We start from the raw sequence: 19,239 nt of genomic DNA, 5'->3' as shown, positions 1-19,239 counted from the left end.
GAGGAGCCGCTCACCCGGTGTACGGGGCGAGGTGAACGGCCCCGTCGGCGGGTCGGTCGAAGGGGCCGTTCACCTGATGGGCGCGGTGCGGTGTCCGCCTCCTTTGACCGGTCGGATCGGTCGAAGGAGGCATTCACCCCTGGTCGTGCGCGGGTGGTGTGGTCAGAGGGTGCCGGGGTCGCCTGCGGTGCGGCGGAGGACTCGGAGGGAGCCGACGGCGCGGACCTCTTCGTAGTTCCCGCCGTCGAGGGCTCGACGGTAGATGCGGTACGGGGCCTGCCCGCCGTCGGCGGGGTCGGGGAACACGTCGTGGATGACCAGCGCCCCGCCCCGCGCGATCCACGGTGCCCAGCCCTCGTAGTCGGTGTTCGCGGCGGCGTCGGTGTGACCGCCGTCGATGAACACCAGGTTCAGCGGGCTGCGCCAGATCGCGGCCGTCGTGCGGGAGCTCCCGACGATGGCGACCACTTCGTCCTCCAGCCCGGCGCCGGCGATGGTCCGGCGGAACTCGCCGAGGGTGTCGAGCTTGCCGACCTGCGGGTCCACCAGGTCCGGGTCGTGGTACTCCCAGCCGGGCTGGTGCTCCTCGGAGCCCCGGTGGTGGTCCACCGTGACGACGCGGCCGCCGGTGGCGCGGGCGGCGGCACCGAGGTAGATCGTCGATTTCCCGCAGTAGGAGCCGACTTCCAGCGCCACACCGGTGCCCAGGAACTCGATGGCCGCGCGGTGCAGGGCGAGTCCTTCGTCGGCGGGCATGAAGCCGATCGCCTGCTCGGCCTTGGCCGCGAGCTCCGGCGGGATCTCGGGCTCCGCGCTCGGCAGGTCGGCGGGCGTCGGTGCGGTCGGTGTCACTGGGTTCCTCTCAACTCCGGATGTCGGCCCGAGCCTACGCAGAATTCCCCTGGCTAAGGTAGAACGTGTTCTATTATTCTGCGGTTCCGCGGACAGGGGAGGCGCCATGCCGATCGCGATCACCGAAGTGCAGCGGGACCTGCGGGAGTCGATCCGAGCCTGGGCCGAGCGTGCCGGCTCCGATGTGCGAGCTGGCGAGGAGCCCGGTGAGCGCTGGAAACCGGACCGTCGCTGGAAAGAGCTCGCCGAGCTGGGCGTGTTCTCCATCGCGGTGCCGGAGCGATCAGGTGGTGCCGGTGGTGGAGTCGTGGAGCTCGCGGCCGCGCTGGAACCGGTTGCCGAGTCGTTGGTCACAGGGCCGGTCCTGCCCACCTGCGCCGCGGGTGTCCTGCTCGGCAGGGCCGGTGGTGACGTCGAGATGTCGCAGGCGTTGGCGGCGGGCGAGGTTCCCGTCGCGGTCGCGAGCGACGCCGGCGGGCTCACGGCGGATCCGGCGCCCGGCGGCGGCCTCGTCGTCTCCGGAGCGATCGACCCGGTGCCCTCCGCTCCGGACGCGTCGCACCTGCTGCTCGCGGCACGTCGAACGGACGGCCGGGAGGTGTGGTTCCTGGTCGACGCCGCGAGCCCCGGCTTGCGCGTCGAGGCCCGTCGCGCACTCGACTTCTCCCGTTCGCTCGGCCGCGTCGAGCTCGCGGACGTCGTGATCCCGGCGGGCTCGCTGCTGCCGGATCTGACCACGGCGGAGGTCCGCGACGTGCTGGTCACCATCGCAGCGGCAGAGGCTTCGGGAGTGGCGGGCTGGTGCCTGCGCACCGCTGTGGAGCACGCGGGCGCTCGCGAGCAGTTCGGCAGGCCCATCGGGAGTTTCCAAGCGGTCCAGCACCTGTGCGCGGAGATGCTGTGCCGGGCGGAGCAGGTCGCGGCGCTCGCCTGGGACGCCGCGCGCACCCTCGACGAGGATCCCGGTCAGCATCCGCTGGCCGCGGCCGCGGCCGGTGCGGTGGCGCTGGACGCGGCGGTGGACACCGCGAAGGACTGCGTGCAGGTGCTCGGTGGCATCGGGTTCACCTGGGAGCACGACGCGCACCGCTACCTGCGGCGGGCGCTGGCACTGCGGCAATGGCTCGGGGGTGGTTCCACCTGGCGTGCTCGCGCCGCCGACCTGGCGTTGGACGGTGCCCGGCGGCGGCTCGGCGTCAGTGGTGAACTTCCCGCGGAGGTGGCGGACCGGCGCCCGGAAGTGCGTGCTTTCGCCGCGGAACTGGCCGCCTCGCCGGCCGATCGGAGACGGGAACGGCTCTACGTGTCCGGCTACCTGGCGCCGCACTGGCCGGAGCCGTACGGGCTCGCGGCGAGTCCGGGCCTGCAACTGCTCATCGACGAGGAGCTGCGCGCGGCCGGAGTAACCCGGCCCGACCTGATCATCGGCGGCTGGGCGGTGCCGACGCTGCTCGAACACGGCACGGCCGAGCAGCAGGAGCGCTTCGTGCGGCCCACGGCGCTCGGTGAGATCACCTGGTGCCAGTTGTTCAGCGAGCCCGGCGCGGGCTCCGATCTCGCGGGCCTGCGCACCCGAGCGGAACGCGCGGACGGCGGCTGGCGGCTGCACGGGCAGAAGGTGTGGACCTCGATGGCGCGGGAGGCGCACTGGGCGATCTGCCTGGCCCGCACCGATCCCGAGGCGCCGAAGCACCGGGGGATCACCTACTTTCTGGTCGACATGGCCGCCCACGGCATCGAAATCCGGCCGTTGCGGGAGATCACCGGTGAGGCCGTGTTCAACGAGGTCTTCCTCGACGGCGTGTTCGTCCCAGACGAGCAGGTGGTCGGCGAGCCGGGGCGCGGCTGGCGGTTGGCGCGCACGACGTTGTCCAACGAGCGGGTCGCGATGAGCGGTGGTTCGGCGCTCGGTGAGGACGTGGAGTCGCTGCTGGCGGTGGCCCGTGATCGCGGCGTCCGATCCGGACGCGCGGAGCACGAGCGGATCGGGGCGCGAGTGGCCGAAGGGCTTTCGGTGTCGCTGCTGCGATTGCGGGCGACGCTGCTGAGCCTCAACGGCCGTGATCCGGGCGCGCAGTCCAGCGTGGAGAAGCTGGTGGGAGTGCGGCATCGCCAGGACGTGGCCGAGACCGCCCTCGACCTCCTCGGCCCGGAGGGTGCCGCCGCCGACGGCACGGCCGCCGATCCGGCGCGCGAGTTCCTGCTCACCCGCTGCCTGAGCATCGCGGGCGGCACGACCCAGATCCTCCGCACGGTCGCCGCGGAACGAATCCTCGGCCTGCCCAGAGGCTGAGGCCTCCCGGACGACGCGCGCGGTTGTCCGGTGGATGTCCCCGAGTGAACGCCTCCTTTGACCGGTCCTGCTGGTCAAAGGAGGCGTTCACCTCACTGGTGGTGTCGAGTGAACGTCTCCTTTGACCAAGGGGATTGGGCGAAGGGGCCGTTCACCTGGTGAGGCGGGCGCGTGGGCCTGCTCGGCGGGTGGTCTTGCGGATGATGGCGATCGCGGCTAAAACTAGAACAAGTTTCATTGCGTTCGTGTCGGGATGACGTGGGGAGCCGGTGTGGAGTTCGCGCTCGATGACACGCAGCAACCCTTGCGGGAACTGGCATCGGAGGTGCTGACCCGGGAACGCGGGCGCGCACGGAGTCCCGGTGTCGAGTCAGCAGGTGAAACCGGTTCGCAGGAGTCGTCGTGGAAGGCGCTGGCGGCGGCGGGACTGCTGTCGATCGCCGTCCCGGAACGGCTCGGCGGCGCCGGTCTCGGCCCGCTGGAGACAGCCGTCGTGCTGACCGAGGTCGGTCGGCACGCCGCGGCCGTGCCCGCGCTGGCGACCTTGGCGTTCGGCGTGCTGCCGGTGGTGCGCCACGGCACGGCCGCGCAGCAGGAACGGCTGCTGCGCGAAGTGGACTCCGGGCAAGTGCTCACCGCGGCGCTCAACGAGCCGTCTTCGCCCCTGACCGAGGCGCCGCGAACGTCGGCGCGGCGGGACGGCGACGAGCTCGTGGTGTCCGGGACGAAGACCGACGTGCTCAACGCCGATGCGGCGCGGGAGATCCTCGTCCCGGTCGCGCTGGACGACGGCACTACCGCGATCGCCCTCGTGCGACCTGACGCGGCGGGGCTCGTGGCGGAGGCCGCGCCGCTGTCCGGTGGCCCGGCGTGGACGCTGCGCTTCGACCAGGTGCGAGGGGAACGGCTCGGGGGCGCCGACGCGCTGCCCGACCTGCTGCGCTGCGCGAAAGCGGGACTGTGCGCGCTCGGCGACGGTGCGGTGGCGGGCGCGCTCGCGCTCACCACCGAGCACGTGGGAACCCGCACCCAGTTCGGCCGGCCGCTGGCGGCGTTCCAATCCGTCGCGGGCCAGATCGCCGACGTCTACATCACCTCCCGCACCCTGCACCTGGCGGCGTTGTCGGCGTGCTGGCGACTCGCCGAAGACCGCGATCCGGACGACGACCTGGCGGTCGCGGCGCTGTGGCTGGCCGAGGAGGCGCCGGCGGCGATGCACGTGTGCCAGCACCTGCACGGCGGCGTCGGCCTGGACGTGACCTACCCGATGCACCGGCACTATTCGCTGGTCAAAGACCTGGCGCGGGCGCTGGGCGGTTCCGGGCACGTGCTGGACGCGCTCGCCGACCGGCTCGCGGACCGGTGAGGAGCGCGGATGTTCATCGACTGCACCGAACAACAGCGGGCGCTGCGGGCCGAGCTCCGCGAGTACTTCAGCGGCTTGATCTCCCCGGCGGAGCGAGCGGCGATGGCCACCGACCGGCACAACGCCGCGTTCCGCGAGGTCGTGCGCCGGATGGGCCGCGACGGGTGGCTCGGCGTGGGCTGGCCCGTCGAATACGGCGGCCGCGGGTTCGGGCCGCTGGAGCAGCACATCTTCGCCAGTGAGGCGGCGCGAGCCGACGTCCAGCTGCCGTCGGTCACTTTGCAAACGGTCGGCCCGACGCTGCTGGCCTACGGCACGCCGGAGCAGCGGGACTTCTTCCTGCCCAAGATCCTCGCCGGTGAGGTGCACTTCGCGATCGGCTACACCGAGCCGGAAGCGGGCACCGACCTGGCGTCGCTGCGCACCTCCGCCGTGCGCGACGGCGACACGTACGTCGTGAACGGGCAGAAGGTGTTCACCACCGGAGCGCACGACGCCGACTACATCTGGCTGGCCTGCCGCACGAACCCGGACGCGCCCAGGCACAAGGGGATCTCCATCCTCATCGTGGACACCTCGGATCCCGGCTTCTCCTGGACGCCGATCATCACCTGCGACGGCGCGCACCACGTGAACGCCACGTACTTCAGCGACGTCCGGGTGCCGGAGTGGCTGCGGGTCGGAGAGCAGGACCGGGGCTGGAAACTGATCACCACGCAGCTCAACCACGAGCGGGTCATGCTCGGCCCGTCCGGGCGGATCGACGGGATGCTCGCGCGCGTCCGCGAGTGGGCGGCGCGGCGCACCGACCCGGACGGGACGCCGTTGCTCGACCTGCCCGACGTCCGGCGAGCGCTGGCGCGCGTGCACGCGTGCACGCGGGTGAACGAGCTGTTGAACTGGCAGGTCGCCGCGGCGGCGGACGGCCCGGTGGAAGTCGCCGACGCCTCGGCGACGAAGGTGTTCACCTCCGAGCGCACCCAGTCGCTGGGCCGCCTGCTCGAAGAGGTCGTGGCCCGCCACGGCGACCCCGCCGAGGCCGCGACCGCCGAGCTGCTGCGCTGGCTGGACGTGCTGGCCAAGCGCAACCTGGTGCTCACTTTCGGCGGCGGTGTCAACGAAATCCAGCGAGAACTGATCGCCACGGCCGGGCTCGGGCTGCCCCGAGTGCCCCGTTGACCGGAGGGGAGCACCACGAGCCATGACCGTTGAGACCGACCAGGACACCGAGCAGGCGATCCCGGCGATCGCGGAGCGGATCAGTGCGGCGGGGGAGTCGAGTCCGCGCCTCGCGCGGGACCCGGTGAACCAGCCGCTGATCAACAACTGGGTCGAGGCGATGCGCGACGGAAACCCCGTCTACACCTCGCCGGAGGCGGCCGCCGAATCCGTGCACGGGGGGCTCGTCGCGCCACCTGCGATGGCCCAGGTGTGGACGATGCCCGGCCTGCACCCCGATTTCGAGACCGACGATCCGCTCTACTCGATGATGTCCGCGCTCGACGAGTTCGGCTTCATCTCCGTGGTGGCGACCAACTGCGAGCAGAAGTACCACCGGTACCTGCGGCACGGTGAACGGGTCGCGGTGACCACCAGGCTCGAATCCGTGGTCGGCCCGAAGCGCACGGGCCTGGGCGAAGGCTGGTTCGTGACCACCCGCAACACCTGGTACGTCGGCTCGGAGCCGGTCGCCGAAATGATGTTCCGGGTGCTCAAGTTCCGCCCGCCGGAGCAGGAGGCCCCGAAGCCCGAGCCGGAACCGGCGGCGGGCGCGGCGATCCTGCCCGCGATCAACCGGGACACCGCGTACTTCTGGGAGGGCACCGCCGCCGGTGAGCTCCGCATCCAGCGTTGCGGGCGGTGCGGGCTGCTGCGGCACCCGCCGGGGCCGATGTGCCCGGAGTGCGGCGCCACCTCGCCGACGTACCTGGTCGCGGCCGGGCACGGCGAGGTCTACAGCTACGTCGTGCACCACCACCCGCCGCTGCCCGGCAAGCAGCTGCCGCTGGTGATCGCCCTGGTGGAGCTGGACGAGGGCGTGCGGATGCTGGGCGAACTCCACGACGTCGATCCCGCCGAGGTGTCGGTGGGGATGCGCGTGGAGGCGGACTTCCACCGCGGTGAGCAGGTCACCATGCCGTTCTGGCGGCCACAACAGCGAAGGAGCGCGGCATGAGCGTGCTGCCACGGACTAGGACGGCCGCCGAAGTGCGGGTCGGCACGTCCCTGCCGGAGGAACGCGTCGAGATGACCCCCACGTTCATCGTGAGCACCGCGCTCGCCACGAGGGACTTCCAGGACGTGCACCACGACCGCGATCTGGCGCAGGCCAAGGGATCGAAGGACATCTTCGTCAACATCCTCACCAGCACCGGGATCGCGCAGCGCTACGTCACGGACTGGGCGGGACCCGAAGCGCTGGTGCGTGCGGTGGCGGTGAAGCTCGGCGTGCCGTGCTACGCCTACGACACGCTGACGTTGTTCGGGCAGGTCCTCGACAGCTCCACCGTGGACGGCGAGACCCGCTTCGAGGTGGAGGTGCTGGGCCGCAACGGACTCGGCGAGCACATGCGCGGCACCGTCACGGTTGCTTTACCGGAGGTGGTGGCATGAGCTTCGCCGGTAAGACCGCCATCGCGGGCATCGGGGCGACGGAGTTCTCCAAGAATTCGGGTCGCAGCGAACTCCAGCTCGCCGCCGAGGCCACCCGTGCCGCGCTCACCGACGCCGGACTGCAACCGTCCGATGTGGACGGTCTGGTGACGTTCACCATGGACGAGAACACCGAGATCGCCCTCGCGCGCGAACTCGGCGTGCCGGAGCTGAGCTTCTTCAGCCGCGTGCACTACGGCGGCGGCGCGGCGTGCGCGACGGTGCAGCAGGCCGCGCTCGCCGTCTCCGCCGGGATCGCGGACGTCGTGGTCTGCTACCGGGCGTTCAACGAGCGCTCCGGGCACCGGTTCGGTCAGGTGCAGGCCGCCGCGGCCGCCGCGCCGACCTCGTCCGGAGTGGACAACAGCTGGAGCTACCCGGTGGGGCTGGGCACTCCCGGCGCGCAGGTGGCCATGTTCGCTCGGCGCTACATGCACGAATACGGTGCCACCAGCGAGGATTTCGGCCGAGTCGCGGTCGTGGACCGGCAGCACGCCGCCACCAACCCGAATGCCTGGTTCTACCAGCGCCCGATCACCCTGGACGATCACCAGTCCTCCCGGTGGATCACCGAGCCGCTGCACCTGCTGGACTGCTGCCAGGAGAGCGACGGCGCGGTGGCCATCGTGGTCGTCAGTGCCGAGCGGGCGAAGGACCTGCCGAACCCGCCCGCGGTGGTCCGGGCCGCCGCGCAGGGCAGCGGACCGGACCAGTTCACCATGACCAGCTACTACCGCGACGAGCTCGGCGCGCTGCCCGAGATGGGACTGGTCGCCCGGCAGCTCTGGCGGCAGGCAGGCGCCGGGCCGCAGGACATGCGGATGGCCGTGCTCTACGACCACTTCACGCCGTTCGTGCTGGTGCAGTTGGAAGAGCTCGGCTTCTGCGAACGCGGCCAGGCGCGGAACTTCATCACCGACGCCGGTATCGGCCTGGACGGCGCGCTGCCGATCAACACCCACGGCGGCCAGCTCGGCGAGGCCTACATCCACGGCATGAACGGCATCGCCGAAGCCGTGCGCCAACTCCGCGGCACGGCGGTGAACCAGCTCAACGACGTGCACAACGTGCTGGTCACCGCCGGAACCGGGGTACCGACGAGCGGGCTCGTCCTGGCGGCGGAGTGAGCCTGCCGCCGCCTAGCTCGCGTTGTCGAGTGAGCGGCCGCCGAGGTGGCGGGCCAGGAATCGTTCGGCGACGCGGTACAGGTCGATCTGGTTCTCCGGGTTGTAGCGCTTCGTCCTCCTCGCTCATGGGAGCCTCCTGCGCCCGCAAGGCCGTTTCTGCACGTTCCCCTTGTGCGAGTCAGGTCGGCGAAGGCGGATCTAGGGGCTCGCCGCCGGTCGCCCCTGCACGCTTTCACGCCCGGGGAGGCGGGTGATGGCGGTGATGATGAGGCCGTCGTCGGCGAGCCAGCGGCCGGTGAAGGAGGTGAGGGGCTCGCCCTCCACGTCGGGGCCGGTTTTGAGCAGCCGGGCCGTGAAGGTGCCCGCAGGGTCGATGGTGAGGTCGGCGTCCTCGAAACCGAGCCACTCGCCGGTGATCGGGAACCACGCCTTGTACACGGACTCCTTGGCGCTGAACAGGATCCGGTCCCAGTGCACTGAAGGGTCCGCTGTGGACAGTGCCTCGATGCGGGGGCGTTCGGCGGGGATCGTCACGGCGTTGAGCACGCCGTCCGGCAGCACGTCGTGCGGTTCCGCGTCGATGCCCACGGTGATCACCGACTTCTCCAGGCCGACGACGGCGGCCCGGTAACCGGCGCAGTGCGTCATGCTTCCCACGACCCCGGCGGGCCACCCCGGTGCGCCCCGCTCGCCGGGCAGCAGCGCGGCGGCGGGTACGCCGATCTTCGCCAGCGCCGCCCGAGCGCAGTGCCGGACCGTGGTGAACTCGCGGCGTCGCTTGTCCACCGCGCGCGCGATCACCACGGCCTCCTCGTCGAACAGCCACGCCTCCGGCGGGTCGGTGCGGGTCTCCTCCCAAGCGAGCTCGCCGGGCAGCAGGCGTTCGATCACGGCTTCTCCTCGGGGAACACCAGGCGCAGTGGATCGTCGGGCAGGCCGTGGCGCTTCCACTCGCGCGGGTAGCCGACCGACACCTCCTGGAACCGCACTCCGTCGTGCCAGGTGGTGCGAGGAATGTGCAGGTGCCCGTAGATCACGGCCGCGGCGCGGTGGCGCAGGTGCCAGTCGGCGGTGTGCACGGTGCCGCACCACTGCGCGAACTGCGGGTACCAGAGCACGTCGGTGGGTTCGCGCACCAGCGGGTAGTGGTTGACCAGCACCGTCGGCAGCTCGGGATCACATTCGGCTAGCCGCTGCCGGCTGTGGGCGAGCCGCGCCCGGCACCAGTCGTCGCGGGTGGCGTACGGGTCCGGATGCAGCAGGAACTCGTCGCTGCACACCACGCCCGACTCGTGGGCCACCGCCAAGGCCTCCTCCTTCGTGGAGGTACCGGCCGGGCGGAACGTGTAGTCGTAGAGCACGAACAGCGGCGCGATGGTGACCGGCCCGCCGCGCCCGGTCCACACCGGGAACTCGTCTTCCGGCGTCACCACGCCGAGTTCGCGGCAGCGGCGCACCAGTTCCAGGTAGCGGGCCTCGCCGCGCAGTTGCAGCGGATCCTGCTTCGGCGTCCACAGCTCGTGGTTGCCGGGCACCCAGATGACCTTCGCGAACCGCTCGGCGAGCATGCCCAGCGCCCAGGAGATCTCCTCGGAGAGCTCGCCGACGTCACCGGCGACGATCAGCCAGTCGTGGTCGGTGCGCGGACGCAGGTTCCGCGCGATGTCCTTGTTCTCGGCCATCGCGACGTGCAGGTCGCTGACGGCCAGCAGTTCGCCGGAAGTGGAGCTCATGATGTCGCGATCGTATCCGAACAGCACACGCCGTTCGGCGACTTCCGGCCGGATCTAGGGATTCCACGTGCCGCGCGGAGGCGGACTCAGCGGACTGGTGGCCTGCGCGCAGGCCCTGGCGGGTTTCGGCCGTGCCGGAATCCGGTCGGTGACCGGATCAGGCAGCAGGATGCGTTCGGTGAGCGGCTCCACCGGGTCCGGGCGGTGCGCGGCGGAATCAGGAGTCCCACAGTTTGGGAGGTCAATCCTGGTCTGTCGAGTTGGGTTTACACCGGGAGGGCGTCCCGTTAGCGTGATCGCATGGCCCGGACGGCGACGCTCACCACGCGTGAATACGTGGACAACGCACGAGTGTCCTCCGCGCTCTGTAGCGCCTGAGCCCTGCCTCCGCACTGCCGCGGCCGAGCCCGCCCGCTCGCCCGAGACGGCACCGCCGGTTCCGCGCCGTTGATCTTCCCAGGTGACACCGCACGTCCGACCTGACGTGCGGTGGCCCCGCTCGATCTTCCGCCGGTCGCGACCCGTGCCGTCGCCCTCAGATCCATGACGCCAGTGGAGCGTGACGATGACTGTGCCCACGGCGCCCGAGAGCGCCCGATCCGACACCGGCGGAATCCCCGTCATCACGGTGCGGACCAGCCGAGCCAAAGGACAACAGCGGATTCCCCGCTGGCTGGTCAAGACCTTCAGCCCGATCGCGTTGATCGCGCTGTGGCAGCTGCTCAGCTCGACCGGCGTGCTCGACGACGACACGCTCGCCTCCCCGGCGACGGTCGTGGCCACCGCTTGGGAGATGTGGCAGGAAGGCCGGCTGCAGGACGCGGTGCTGGCGTCGGTGCAGCGCGTGGCGATCGGGCTGGTCTTCGGCCTGATCGCGGCGGTCGTGCTCGCCACCCTCTCGGGATTGTTCCGGCGCGGTGAGGACATCGCCGACGCGCCGATGCAGATGCTGCGCACGGTTCCCGTGATCGGCCTGATCCCGCTGCTGATCATCTGGTTCGGCATCGGGGAGACGCCGAAGATCGTGCTCATCGCGCTCGCCGTGACGTTCCCGCTGTACATGAACATCTTCGGCGGCATCCGCAACGTGGACGAGGGCCTGGTGGAAGCCGCGAAAACGCTCGGGCTCGGCTGGTTCGCCCAAGTGCGGCACGTGATCCTGCCCGCCGCGATGCCGAATGCGCTGGTGGGGCTGCGGTTCTCACTGGGATCGGCGTGGCTGGCGCTGGTGTTCGGCGAGACGATCAACGCGAACGCGGGCATCGGCTACGAGATGAACATGGCCCGCGAGTTCTTCCAGACCGACGTCATCGTGGTCTGCCTGGTGCTCTACGCCCTGCTCGGCCTGGTGGCCGACTTCATCGTTCGACTTCTCGAAAGGACCGTGCTGGCATGGCGACCGGCTTTCCGCGGAGCGTGACGGACTCCGCCCCCGACACCGCGACCCCCGACGAAGCGACCACCGGCGCGGCGACCACCGGCGCGGCGACCACCGACGGAGCGACCACCGGCGCGGCAACCGACGAATCCGCGACCGCCGACGCGGGGATCACGACCACTGGCGCACCGGACTCCGGCGCGGCGGAGTCGTCGAAGGGCTCGCTGCCCGCGAAGGTGCGCGGACTGACGAAGAGCTTCGGCGACCACACCGTCATCAACGGCCTCGACCTGGACCTCGAGCCGGGCCAGTTCGTGGCGCTGCTCGGCCCCAGCGGCTGCGGCAAGAGCACCCTGCTGCGCATCCTCGCCGACCTCGACCGCGAGATCACCGGCGAGGTCCAGGTGGCGCAGCGGCGCGCGGTGGCCTTCCAGGCACCACGACTGCTGCCCTGGAAACGGGTGTGGCGCAACGTGATCCTCGGCCTGCGGGGCAAGCCGAGCCGTGCCCGAGCCGTCGCCGCCTTGGAAGAGGTCGGCCTCGGACACCGGGTGGACGTGTGGCCGAAGGTGCTCTCCGGTGGTGAGGCGCAGCGCGCGTCGCTGGCCCGCGCGCTGGTGCGCGAACCGGACCTGCTGCTGCTGGACGAACCGTTCTCCGCGTTGGACGCGCTCACCCGCCTGAAGGTGCAGGCGCTGGTGGGGGAGCTGTGGGAACGCCACGGTTGCGCGATCCTGCTGGTCACCCACGACGTCGAAGAGGCGCTGCTGCTGGCCGACCGGGTGCTGGTGATGGACGACGGCGGCATCGTGCACGACCAGCTCGTCGAACACCCCCGTCCGCGTGACGTGTCCGCGCCGTCGTTCGTCGCCCAGCGCGCCGAACTCCTCTCCTGGCTCGGAGTGCACTGAGCACGACTTTCCTCAGGAGGCTTCGCGCAGTGCTGTGCGCAGCGGGTCATTCGGCGGAACCTCATCGGCTTCCTCGTTGCGGGACTGATCGTTCATGTCCCCGCACGGTGAAATCGGCGTCCACGCGAGGAAGCCGCTGAGAACCCGCCGGTCGCCGACCCGCTCGACCATCACTGCTCAGAAGCTCAGCCGCTGACAAGGCACAGCTCACAGATCAGGCCGCAAGGCCTCTCAGCGCCCAACGACATTCGCCGCTCGGACGTGCGATGGCGACCGCGGCTCCACCGGAGCCGGGGCGGGGCGTCGCGTCCGCTCGCGGATCAAGACCGAACAGGAAGTGTTGTCATGAGTGTGGAAATCGTCGGCATGATCGGCCCGCAGCACGTCTCGGAGATCCACCGGGCGCAGGGACCCGCGATCGACCCGCAGTTCCTGCGCCGCTTCGCCCGCGCCCACGAGGACGGGGGCTTCGACCGCGTGCTCATCGGTCACGGTTCCGGCTCCCCGGACGGCACCCAGATCGCCGCGCACGTCGCCGCGCACACCGACCGGCTCGGATTCCTGGTGGCGCACCGCCCGGGCTTCGCATCCCCGACGCTGGCGGCGCGCACCTTCTCAACGCTGGACACCCTCGCGGGCGGCCGGATCGCGGTGCACATCATCACCGGTGGCAGCGACTCCGAGCAGCGCCGCGACGGCGACTACCTCAACAAGGAGCAGCGCTACGCCCGCACCGACGAATACCTCGACGTCCTCAAGCGGGCGTGGACCGAGGACGGCCCGATCAGCCACGACGGCCCGAACTACCGGTTCGAGGACTTCCAGACCGCGGTGAAACCCCTGCAGCAGCCCCGGATTCCGCTGTACTTCGGCGGTTCCTCGGAGGCGGCGTACCGGGTGGGCGGCAAGCACGCCGACGTGTTCGCGCTGTGGGGCGAACCGCTGGCCGAGACGGCCGAGCAGATCGACTCGGTGCGCGCCGCCGCCCGCGCGGCCGGGCGCACCGACAACCCCGGCATCAGCGTGTCGTTCCGGCCGATCCTCGGTGCCACCGAGGAACTCGCCTGGGAGCGCGCGCACTCCGTGCTGGACCGGATCCACGCCGCGCGCGGCGGGTTCGGATCGTTCACCGGGCCGAAGACGCTCGGCAAAGGCACCGAAGTCGCCAACGTCGGATCGCAGCGCCTGCTCGCCGCCGCCGCCAAGGGCGAGCTGCACGACCGCGCGCTGTGGACCCCGACCTCGCAGGCCACCAACGCGGCGGGCAACTCCACCGCGCTCGTCGGCACCGCCGAGACCGTGGCGAAGGCGCTGGCCGACTACGTCGACATCGGCGTGACCACGCTGCTCATCCGCGGTTACGACCCGCTCGACGACGCCATCGACTACGGCCGCGAACTCATCCCGGCCGTCCGCGAAGAAGTCGCCCGCCGTGCCCGCGCGGGCGTGTCCACCGAGCAGGACCAGAGCGAAAGGACCCCGGCATGACCGCCACCGCACCTTCCTCGCAACTCTCGGAATTCGCCCGGAACCTGCGGCCCCGCACCAACACCTTCCCGCCGCGGCCGAAGTTCGACTCCGTGGAGGACGAACGTCGCTTCCGCAAGCAGCGCCTCGCCGCCGGATTCCGGATCTTCGGCAAGCTCGGCTACAACGAGGGCGCCGCCGGGCACATCACCGTGCGCGACCCGGAACTGACCGACCACTTCTGGGTCAACCCGCTGGGCCGCGCATTCAGCCGCATCAAGGCCTCCGATCTGCTGCTGGTCAACCACGACGGCGAGATCGTGCACGGCGACCACCCGGTCAACCAGGCCGCGTTCGCGATCCACTCGCAGATCCACCGCGCCCACCCGCACGTGGACGCCGCCGCGCACAGCCACTCGATCTGGGGCAAGGCGTTGGCGGCGCTGAACACCGAACTGCTGCCGATCTCGCAGGACGGTGCCCAGTTCTACGGCGACAACGTGATCGTGCCGGACTTCTCCGGAGTGGTGCTGGACCTGGAAGAAGGCCGTCGCATCGCCGAGACCCTGGGGCAGCGGCGAGTGGCGATCCTCGCCAACCACGGCCTGCTCACGGTCGGGCGGTCGGTGGAGGAGGCGGTGTCGCTCTACGTCGCCGCGGAGCGCAACGCGAAGACGCAGATCCTCGCGTCCTCGGCGGGCGAGCCGCAGCTGATCCCCGAAGACATCGCCCGTCACACCCACGAGCAGTACAGCAGGCACGCGGACCCGGGCTGGGTCACGTTCGCGCCGCTGTACGAGGAGATCGTGCACGAACAGCCCGACCTGCTGGACTGATCGTCCACACTGGACAGGAGGAGTGATCGTGGCTCGACATCGCGGGACGGTGGTCGCGGCGGTGCTCGCGGTGCTCATGGTGGCCGCCGGCTGCGGCGGCGGGCGACCGGCGGAACGGCTCTCGGACGTGACCCTGGTGCTCGGTGACCAGGCGGGCGGCACGCGGGCGCGGGCCGAGGCGGCGAAGGCGTTCGAGGACGCGCCGTACCGGGTCCGGTGGGCCAACTTCCAAGGCGCCGCAGCACTGTTCGAGGCGGTGCGCTCCGGCGAGGTGGACACCGCCGTCGCCGGAGACACCCCGACCTTGCAAGCCCTGGCCGGGGGAGTGCCGATCCGCCCGGCCGTGGCCACCGCCGCCGCGCAGTCGTCCACCGCCATCGTGGTGCCACCGGACTCGCCGATCCGGACCGTGGCCGATCTGCGCGGCAAGCACATCGTGATCTCCTCGGCGGCGGGCAGCATCTCGCAACTCACCGTGCTCGGAGCGCTGGAAGAGGCGGGCCTGAAACCGCAGGACGTGCGGATCACCTTCAGCCTGCCCACCGACGCCCAAGCGGGCTTCCGCGCCGGGCACATCGAGGCGTGGGCGACGTTCGACCCGTACCTCGCGATCGCCCAGGACGCGGGCGCCCGGGTGCTCCGCGATGGCACCGGCATCAACGGCCACAACGGTTTCATCTCCGTCGCCGAATCCTCTGTGCAGGACCCGCTGAAGCGGGAGGCGCTGGCCGATGCCATGCGCCGGTTCGCCCGCGCCTGGCAGTGGAGCGACGAGAACCAGGCCGAATACCAGCGGGTCTACTCGGACCTGACGTCGCTGGAACCGCAGGTGGCTCGCAACATCCTCACCCGGACCCGGCAGGAGATCCGACCGCTGAGCCCTGCGGTGCTCGCCGAACTGCAGAGCACCGCCGACCGGTTCCGCGCCGCCGGGGTGATCCGGGAACCGATCGACGTCGCGGCATCCAGCGTGCCCGACCTGTACTCCGGCGGGGCATGATGCCGGGGATGGAACGAATGGAGTCGACATGACGCGCACGTGGGTGCCCGACAGCGCTTCGCGGGGCCACGTCGTAGTGCTGCACGGCAGGGGCGAACACCCCGGTGTGTACGAACGGTTCGGGCGCAGGCTCGCCGTCGACGGCTACACCGTGGTCGTGCCGGACCTGACCGAGGATCCGGGTGAGCCCGCGGTGTGGTTCGCCGACGCGGGCGACACGGCCCGCATCCTCGTGGGCACCGATACCGGGGCGTTGCGCGCATGGGAGACATCGCTGCACTCGCCGGTCGACGGCCTGGTGCTGGCGGGCACACCGCTGTCGGCGGCGACCGAGGCGCCCGCGGACCGCGACGACGAGATCTCCGCCCGCACGTCCTGCCCGATCCACCGGGAACGGCTCGACACCGATCCCGACTTCAGATGGGGCGAGCTCGACGCGGGCACCTCGGCGCCGCCGCAAGGTCTCCCGGAGATCCCGACGCTGCTGTTGCACGGCGAGGGCGACGCCATCGCGCCGGTGGACCCGGTGACCCGGCTCAGCGCCGCGCACCCGCAGGCCACCTCTGCGGTGTTCAAGGACGGCGTGCACGACATCCTCAACGACAAGGTGCACCGCAGCGTCGCCGCCCGGATCGTGCTGTTCTGCGAGGAGATCGCCAAGGGTGCGGTGGTGCTGCCCGAGATCACGGCCCCGAAGAGTTCCCGGGTGCGCCGCGCCGCGCCCGTGCACATCTCGGCGCGGGTGGACTACTCGGTGCGGGCGCTCACCGAACTCGCCCGCAGCGGCAGGCAGCAGACCTGCGAGTCGATGGCGCGCACTCAGGGCATCCCGCTGAACTCGCTGGTGAACCTGATGGTGGAGCTGCGCCGTGGCGGCCTGGTCAACAGCCAGCGCGGCTGCGAGGGCGGCTACTGGCCGGCCAAGGCGGCCGCGGAGATCACGCTCGCGGAGGTGGTCCGCGTCGTGGAGGGCTCGGTGACCTCCCGGCACGACGACGCGCAGCAGGACGGCGTGTGGGCTCGGCTGGGCGGCACCGTGGCCGAGTTCCTGGACCACATCACCATCGCCGACCTGGCCGCCGACCGGACCCCGGTCGCCTGATCTCAATGGCCTGATCCCGGTGGCCTGCCCCCGGCAGGCTCGCGAGCAGCCCGCGATGGGGAGACCCTCGCCACGAACCACGCGCAGAACGGAGCCCGACATGCCCGACGCCTTCCACCCCGACTTCAGCTCGCAGGACACGCCGCAGGACGACCGCCCGCTGCGGTCCCGGCTGCACCACATCCGCGGTGATTCCCTGGACCGCAACACCGCGCAGACCGAGGGAATGCAGCGGCTCGCCGCGATCAGCGGTGACACCGTCGGTTCCGAGCGGATCTGGACCGGTGAGACGCACGTGGCCCCGTCCACCTCCTCGGACAACCACCACCACGGCGAGTCCGAGACGGCGATCTACGTGGCCGGCGGCAATCCCGAGTTCGTCTTCCACGACGGCACCGAGGAGGTCCGGATCAAGACGGAGCCGGGCGACTACATCTTCGTCCCGCCGTACGTCCCGCACCGCGAGGAGAACCCGGATCCGGACAACAAGGCCGTCGTGGTGATCTCCCGCAGCACCCAGGAGGCCATCGTCGTGAACCTGCCCGAGCTCTACGCGCTCTGAGCGCCCGGTGATCTTCGTCGGGCCGGCGGTGAGCTCCCGAGGCGCTGCCGCCCGGCCTGTAACGCGGACCGCCCCAAGATCGCTGTGGCAGGGTGGATAAAGTTTCGTGCCTGCATTCACGGGCACCCTGCGGCCGGATGCTCCTCGTCGGGGATCGGGTAGTCGAGTTGGTGGCCGCGCGACGGAAGGATCTCGTTGGTCACCCCGCTACGCCCTGCTGATTTATCCGGCCCGCCCGAGGACACCGGGTTCCGCTCGGCCCTCACCGCGTCCCTCGTCACCGCGCAGCGGTGGCTGGAGCTGCTGCGGGCTCGGGTGCTCGACCGGCCGCGTGCGGTCATCGCGGTCGGCGCGATCGCGCTGGTGATCTCGACGGTGGCGATGTTCCTGATGCGCCGGGCGGGCCTCGGGCACGGCGCGGGCATCGACTACCAGGTCTACCGGTGGGCGGTGCACACCTGGCTCAGCGGCGGCGACATCACGGTCGGCGGCCCGATGACCAGTGCGGATCGCATCCTGCCGTGGGTGTATCCGCCTTTCGCGCTGCTCCCGCTGTCGGTTCCGGCGGTGCTGCCCTTCGTCGCCGGGTTATGGCTGATCTACCTGACCGATCTGGCCGCGATCGGACTGGTGCTCTACCTGGTGGCGCGGCGCATGTGGCCGCTGGCCGGTCGGGAGAGCGCCCTCGCGGTGGCCGCGATCGCGCTTCCCGGAACGTTGCTGCTGGAACCGGTGTACGCCTCGTTCGGACTGGGGCAGATCAACATTCTGCTGATGGCCCTGGTGGCCGTCGACTGCCTCACCGAGCGCCCCCGGTGGCCGCGCGGACTGCTGATCGGGCTCGCCGCCGCGATCAAGCTCACACCGGCCGCGTTCCTGCTGTTCTTCTTGGTGCGCAAGGACTACCGGGCCGCCGCGGTCGGCGCGGTCACCGCCGCCGCCGGAACGTGCTTCGGATTCGTGCTGAACCGTTCGGCCTCGATGGACTACTGGTTCGGCAGCGGCCCCGCCGCCGGGGTGAGCGGTTCCGCGTTCCACACGAACCAGTCGGTGATGGGCGGGCTTGCGCGGCTGGATCTGCCGACGCTGACCCAGTACGCCTTGTGGGCGCTGTTCGCGCTGGTGTTGACGTTGGTGACGGTGCGAGTGCTGCGTTCGGCGGAGGTGGCGCCCGCGTTGCTGGGGACCGCGATCCTGGCTCTGCTGATCTCGCCGACGTCCTGGTCGGACCACTGGGTGTGGGTGGCGCCGGGCTTGCTCCTCGTGGCCGGTACCGCCCTGCGCAGGCGCAGCACCGGCTGGCTGGTCACCGGTGCGGTCATCACCGTAGCCGCGTTCGCCGCCACATTCCGGATGCTGCCGGCGGGCGGAGACTGGAATGCGATACAGCACGTGGTCGGTGATTCCTATCTGCTGATCGGTATCGCAATGCTTTTGCTGCTGTCGCGTTATGCGGCGGAACCGACCGGACTGACCGAACCGCCGCGGGCGCTCTCCGCTCGGATCCCGCAGGATTGATCGATCGATCTGGGAATCGGGCGTGACGGTATGGAATCGTCCGATTTCGCTCCGCCTCGCGGAATGCGATAATCGATCAAGAATGCGCGTCGACCGCAGTTCGCTCAGTGTGTCGACGGAATTGCGGAGAGTGCAGGGAGGGGTCGTTTCCGGCGAGGGTCGGCACCGCGACGAGCGGTGCGGCGCGTCCCGCACGCGACGAGGTTCTCTCGGCTCGGTGACGGCAAGCGAGGGGGATTCGGCCTGCTAGGCGGCTTGGACGGCGCAGTACGGCGGCTCGGTGCGTCCGCGTTTCCGGGCCTAGCGCGAAAGGCGGCTCCGCAGGCTGCGTCATTCGTATGAACTTCGCGCGGCCATCGGAGATTCGTCGATTCCACAGGGGACAGTGCGGCGAAAACCCGCTCGACGCAAGGGTTCCTATGCTGTGTCCTACGTCACGGGC

At 70.7% G+C, this 19,239-nt stretch carries 18 protein-coding genes; 14 read left to right on the top strand and 4 right to left on the bottom strand.

Going from position 1 to position 19,239, the window contains the following annotated elements; genetic code table 11:
* Positions 1 to 162: 162 nt before the first annotated feature.
* Positions 163 to 852, bottom strand: a complete 690-nt coding sequence (locus H2Q94_RS16570) for a class I SAM-dependent methyltransferase (protein WP_243788067.1) — start codon at positions 850 to 852, stop codon at positions 163 to 165.
* Between the two features lie 106 nt (positions 853 to 958).
* On the opposite strand from H2Q94_RS16570, the gene H2Q94_RS16565 reads away from it, so the two are divergent.
* From H2Q94_RS16565 to H2Q94_RS16540, 6 genes are all read left to right on the top strand, one after another.
* Positions 959 to 3,145 (top strand): acyl-CoA dehydrogenase family protein, encoded by a 2,187-nt coding sequence (locus H2Q94_RS16565; RefSeq protein ID WP_243788066.1) that lies wholly within the window; start codon positions 959 to 961, stop codon positions 3,143 to 3,145.
* A gap of 253 nt (positions 3,146 to 3,398) precedes the next feature.
* On the top strand, positions 3,399 to 4,511 hold the full coding sequence (locus tag H2Q94_RS16560; protein ID WP_243788065.1) for an acyl-CoA dehydrogenase family protein: 1,113 nt from the start codon (positions 3,399 to 3,401) through the stop codon (positions 4,509 to 4,511).
* A 9-nt stretch (positions 4,512 to 4,520) separates the two neighbouring features.
* The gene (locus tag H2Q94_RS16555; protein ID WP_243788064.1) at positions 4,521 to 5,690 is read left to right on the top strand and encodes an acyl-CoA dehydrogenase family protein; all 1,170 of its coding nucleotides are present in this window, start codon (positions 4,521 to 4,523) and stop codon (positions 5,688 to 5,690) included.
* Between the two features lie 22 nt (positions 5,691 to 5,712).
* The gene (locus tag H2Q94_RS16550; RefSeq protein WP_243788062.1) at positions 5,713 to 6,687 is read left to right on the top strand and encodes a bifunctional MaoC family dehydratase N-terminal/OB-fold nucleic acid binding domain-containing protein; all 975 of its coding nucleotides are present in this window, start codon (positions 5,713 to 5,715) and stop codon (positions 6,685 to 6,687) included.
* Positions 6,684 to 7,124, top strand: coding sequence for a MaoC family dehydratase (locus H2Q94_RS16545; RefSeq protein ID WP_243788060.1), 441 nt, complete (start codon positions 6,684 to 6,686; stop codon positions 7,122 to 7,124). The genes H2Q94_RS16550 and H2Q94_RS16545 overlap by 4 nt, the downstream gene beginning before the upstream one ends.
* Entirely contained in the window at positions 7,121 to 8,290 is a 1,170-nt protein-coding gene (locus H2Q94_RS16540; RefSeq protein WP_243788059.1) for a lipid-transfer protein, read from the top strand. The genes H2Q94_RS16545 and H2Q94_RS16540 overlap by 4 nt, the downstream gene beginning before the upstream one ends.
* Positions 8,291 to 8,488: 198 nt before the next feature.
* Here the strand turns inward: H2Q94_RS16540 and H2Q94_RS16535 are convergent, their stop codons facing one another.
* Entirely contained in the window at positions 8,489 to 9,181 is a 693-nt protein-coding gene (locus H2Q94_RS16535) for a 4'-phosphopantetheinyl transferase family protein (RefSeq protein ID WP_243788058.1), read from the bottom strand.
* On the bottom strand, positions 9,178 to 10,023 hold the full coding sequence (locus H2Q94_RS16530) for a metallophosphoesterase family protein (protein ID WP_243788057.1): 846 nt from the start codon (positions 10,021 to 10,023) through the stop codon (positions 9,178 to 9,180). The genes H2Q94_RS16535 and H2Q94_RS16530 overlap by 4 nt, the downstream gene beginning before the upstream one ends.
* A gap of 565 nt (positions 10,024 to 10,588) precedes the next feature.
* Between H2Q94_RS16530 and H2Q94_RS16525 the strand changes: the two genes are divergently transcribed.
* Complete coding sequence (locus H2Q94_RS16525; RefSeq protein ID WP_243788056.1) at positions 10,589 to 11,443, top strand: ABC transporter permease; 855 nt, start codon at positions 10,589 to 10,591, stop codon at positions 11,441 to 11,443.
* Between the two features lie 182 nt (positions 11,444 to 11,625).
* Positions 11,626 to 12,312, top strand: coding sequence for an ABC transporter ATP-binding protein (locus H2Q94_RS16520; RefSeq protein ID WP_475274554.1), 687 nt, complete (start codon positions 11,626 to 11,628; stop codon positions 12,310 to 12,312).
* 12 nt (positions 12,313 to 12,324) lie between these two features.
* On the opposite strand, the gene H2Q94_RS16515 is transcribed toward H2Q94_RS16520, so the two are convergent.
* Entirely contained in the window at positions 12,325 to 12,483 is a 159-nt protein-coding gene (locus H2Q94_RS16515; RefSeq protein ID WP_243788055.1) for a hypothetical protein, read from the bottom strand.
* Between the two features lie 174 nt (positions 12,484 to 12,657).
* On the opposite strand from H2Q94_RS16515, the gene H2Q94_RS16510 reads away from it, so the two are divergent.
* The 6 genes from H2Q94_RS16510 (at position 12,658) to H2Q94_RS16485 (ending at position 18,797) form a co-directional block, all read left to right on the top strand.
* Positions 12,658 to 13,800: an LLM class flavin-dependent oxidoreductase gene (locus tag H2Q94_RS16510; RefSeq protein WP_243788054.1), complete on the top strand. Its 1,143-nt coding sequence runs from the start codon at positions 12,658 to 12,660 to the stop codon at positions 13,798 to 13,800.
* On the top strand, positions 13,797 to 14,615 hold the full coding sequence (locus H2Q94_RS16505) for a class II aldolase/adducin family protein (RefSeq protein ID WP_243788052.1): 819 nt from the start codon (positions 13,797 to 13,799) through the stop codon (positions 14,613 to 14,615). Before H2Q94_RS16510 ends, H2Q94_RS16505 begins: the two co-directional genes overlap by 4 nt.
* 28 nt (positions 14,616 to 14,643) lie before the next feature.
* The gene (locus H2Q94_RS16500; RefSeq protein ID WP_243788050.1) at positions 14,644 to 15,615 is read left to right on the top strand and encodes an ABC transporter substrate-binding protein; all 972 of its coding nucleotides are present in this window, start codon (positions 14,644 to 14,646) and stop codon (positions 15,613 to 15,615) included.
* A 28-nt stretch (positions 15,616 to 15,643) separates the two neighbouring features.
* Positions 15,644 to 16,717 carry an Rrf2 family transcriptional regulator gene (locus H2Q94_RS16495; protein WP_243788048.1) on the top strand — a complete coding sequence of 358 codons (1,074 nt, stop codon included), beginning with the start codon at positions 15,644 to 15,646 and terminating at the stop codon, positions 16,715 to 16,717.
* 100 nt (positions 16,718 to 16,817) lie between these two features.
* Positions 16,818 to 17,279, top strand: coding sequence for a cupin domain-containing protein (locus H2Q94_RS16490; RefSeq protein ID WP_243788047.1), 462 nt, complete (start codon positions 16,818 to 16,820; stop codon positions 17,277 to 17,279).
* Positions 17,280 to 17,474: 195 nt separating this feature from the next.
* A complete protein-coding gene (locus tag H2Q94_RS16485) occupies positions 17,475 to 18,797 on the top strand; it encodes a glycosyltransferase family 87 protein (protein WP_243788046.1) in 1,323 nt (440 codons plus the stop codon).
* Positions 18,798 to 19,239 lie beyond the last annotated feature (442 nt).

It is taken from the genome of Saccharopolyspora gloriosae (assembly GCF_022828475.1).
GTDB lineage: Bacteria > Actinomycetota > Actinomycetes > Mycobacteriales > Pseudonocardiaceae > Saccharopolyspora_C > Saccharopolyspora_C gloriosae_A.
The sequence above is the reverse complement of the archived record's forward strand: the minus strand, read 5'-3'. Positions and strand labels throughout refer to the sequence as shown.

Coding starts and splice junctions, on each gene's coding strand:
- H2Q94_RS16565 (WP_243788066.1), top strand. CDS start 959: ATGCCGATCGCGATCACCGAAGTGCAGCGGGACCTGCGGGAGTCGATC.
- H2Q94_RS16560 (WP_243788065.1), top strand. CDS start 3,399: ATGACGTGGGGAGCCGGTGTGGAGTTCGCGCTCGATGACACGCAGCAA.
- H2Q94_RS16555 (WP_243788064.1), top strand. CDS start 4,521: ATGTTCATCGACTGCACCGAACAACAGCGGGCGCTGCGGGCCGAGCTC.
- H2Q94_RS16550 (WP_243788062.1), top strand. CDS start 5,713: ATGACCGTTGAGACCGACCAGGACACCGAGCAGGCGATCCCGGCGATC.
- H2Q94_RS16545 (WP_243788060.1), top strand. CDS start 6,684: ATGAGCGTGCTGCCACGGACTAGGACGGCCGCCGAAGTGCGGGTCGGC.
- H2Q94_RS16540 (WP_243788059.1), top strand. CDS start 7,121: ATGAGCTTCGCCGGTAAGACCGCCATCGCGGGCATCGGGGCGACGGAG.
- H2Q94_RS16530 (WP_243788057.1), bottom strand. CDS start 10,023: ATGAGCTCCACTTCCGGCGAACTGCTGGCCGTCAGCGACCTGCACGTC.
- H2Q94_RS16525 (WP_243788056.1), top strand. CDS start 10,589: ATGACTGTGCCCACGGCGCCCGAGAGCGCCCGATCCGACACCGGCGGA.
- H2Q94_RS16515 (WP_243788055.1), bottom strand. CDS start 12,483: ATGGTCGAGCGGGTCGGCGACCGGCGGGTTCTCAGCGGCTTCCTCGCG.
- H2Q94_RS16510 (WP_243788054.1), top strand. CDS start 12,658: ATGAGTGTGGAAATCGTCGGCATGATCGGCCCGCAGCACGTCTCGGAG.
- H2Q94_RS16505 (WP_243788052.1), top strand. CDS start 13,797: ATGACCGCCACCGCACCTTCCTCGCAACTCTCGGAATTCGCCCGGAAC.
- H2Q94_RS16495 (WP_243788048.1), top strand. CDS start 15,644: ATGACGCGCACGTGGGTGCCCGACAGCGCTTCGCGGGGCCACGTCGTA.
- H2Q94_RS16490 (WP_243788047.1), top strand. CDS start 16,818: ATGCCCGACGCCTTCCACCCCGACTTCAGCTCGCAGGACACGCCGCAG.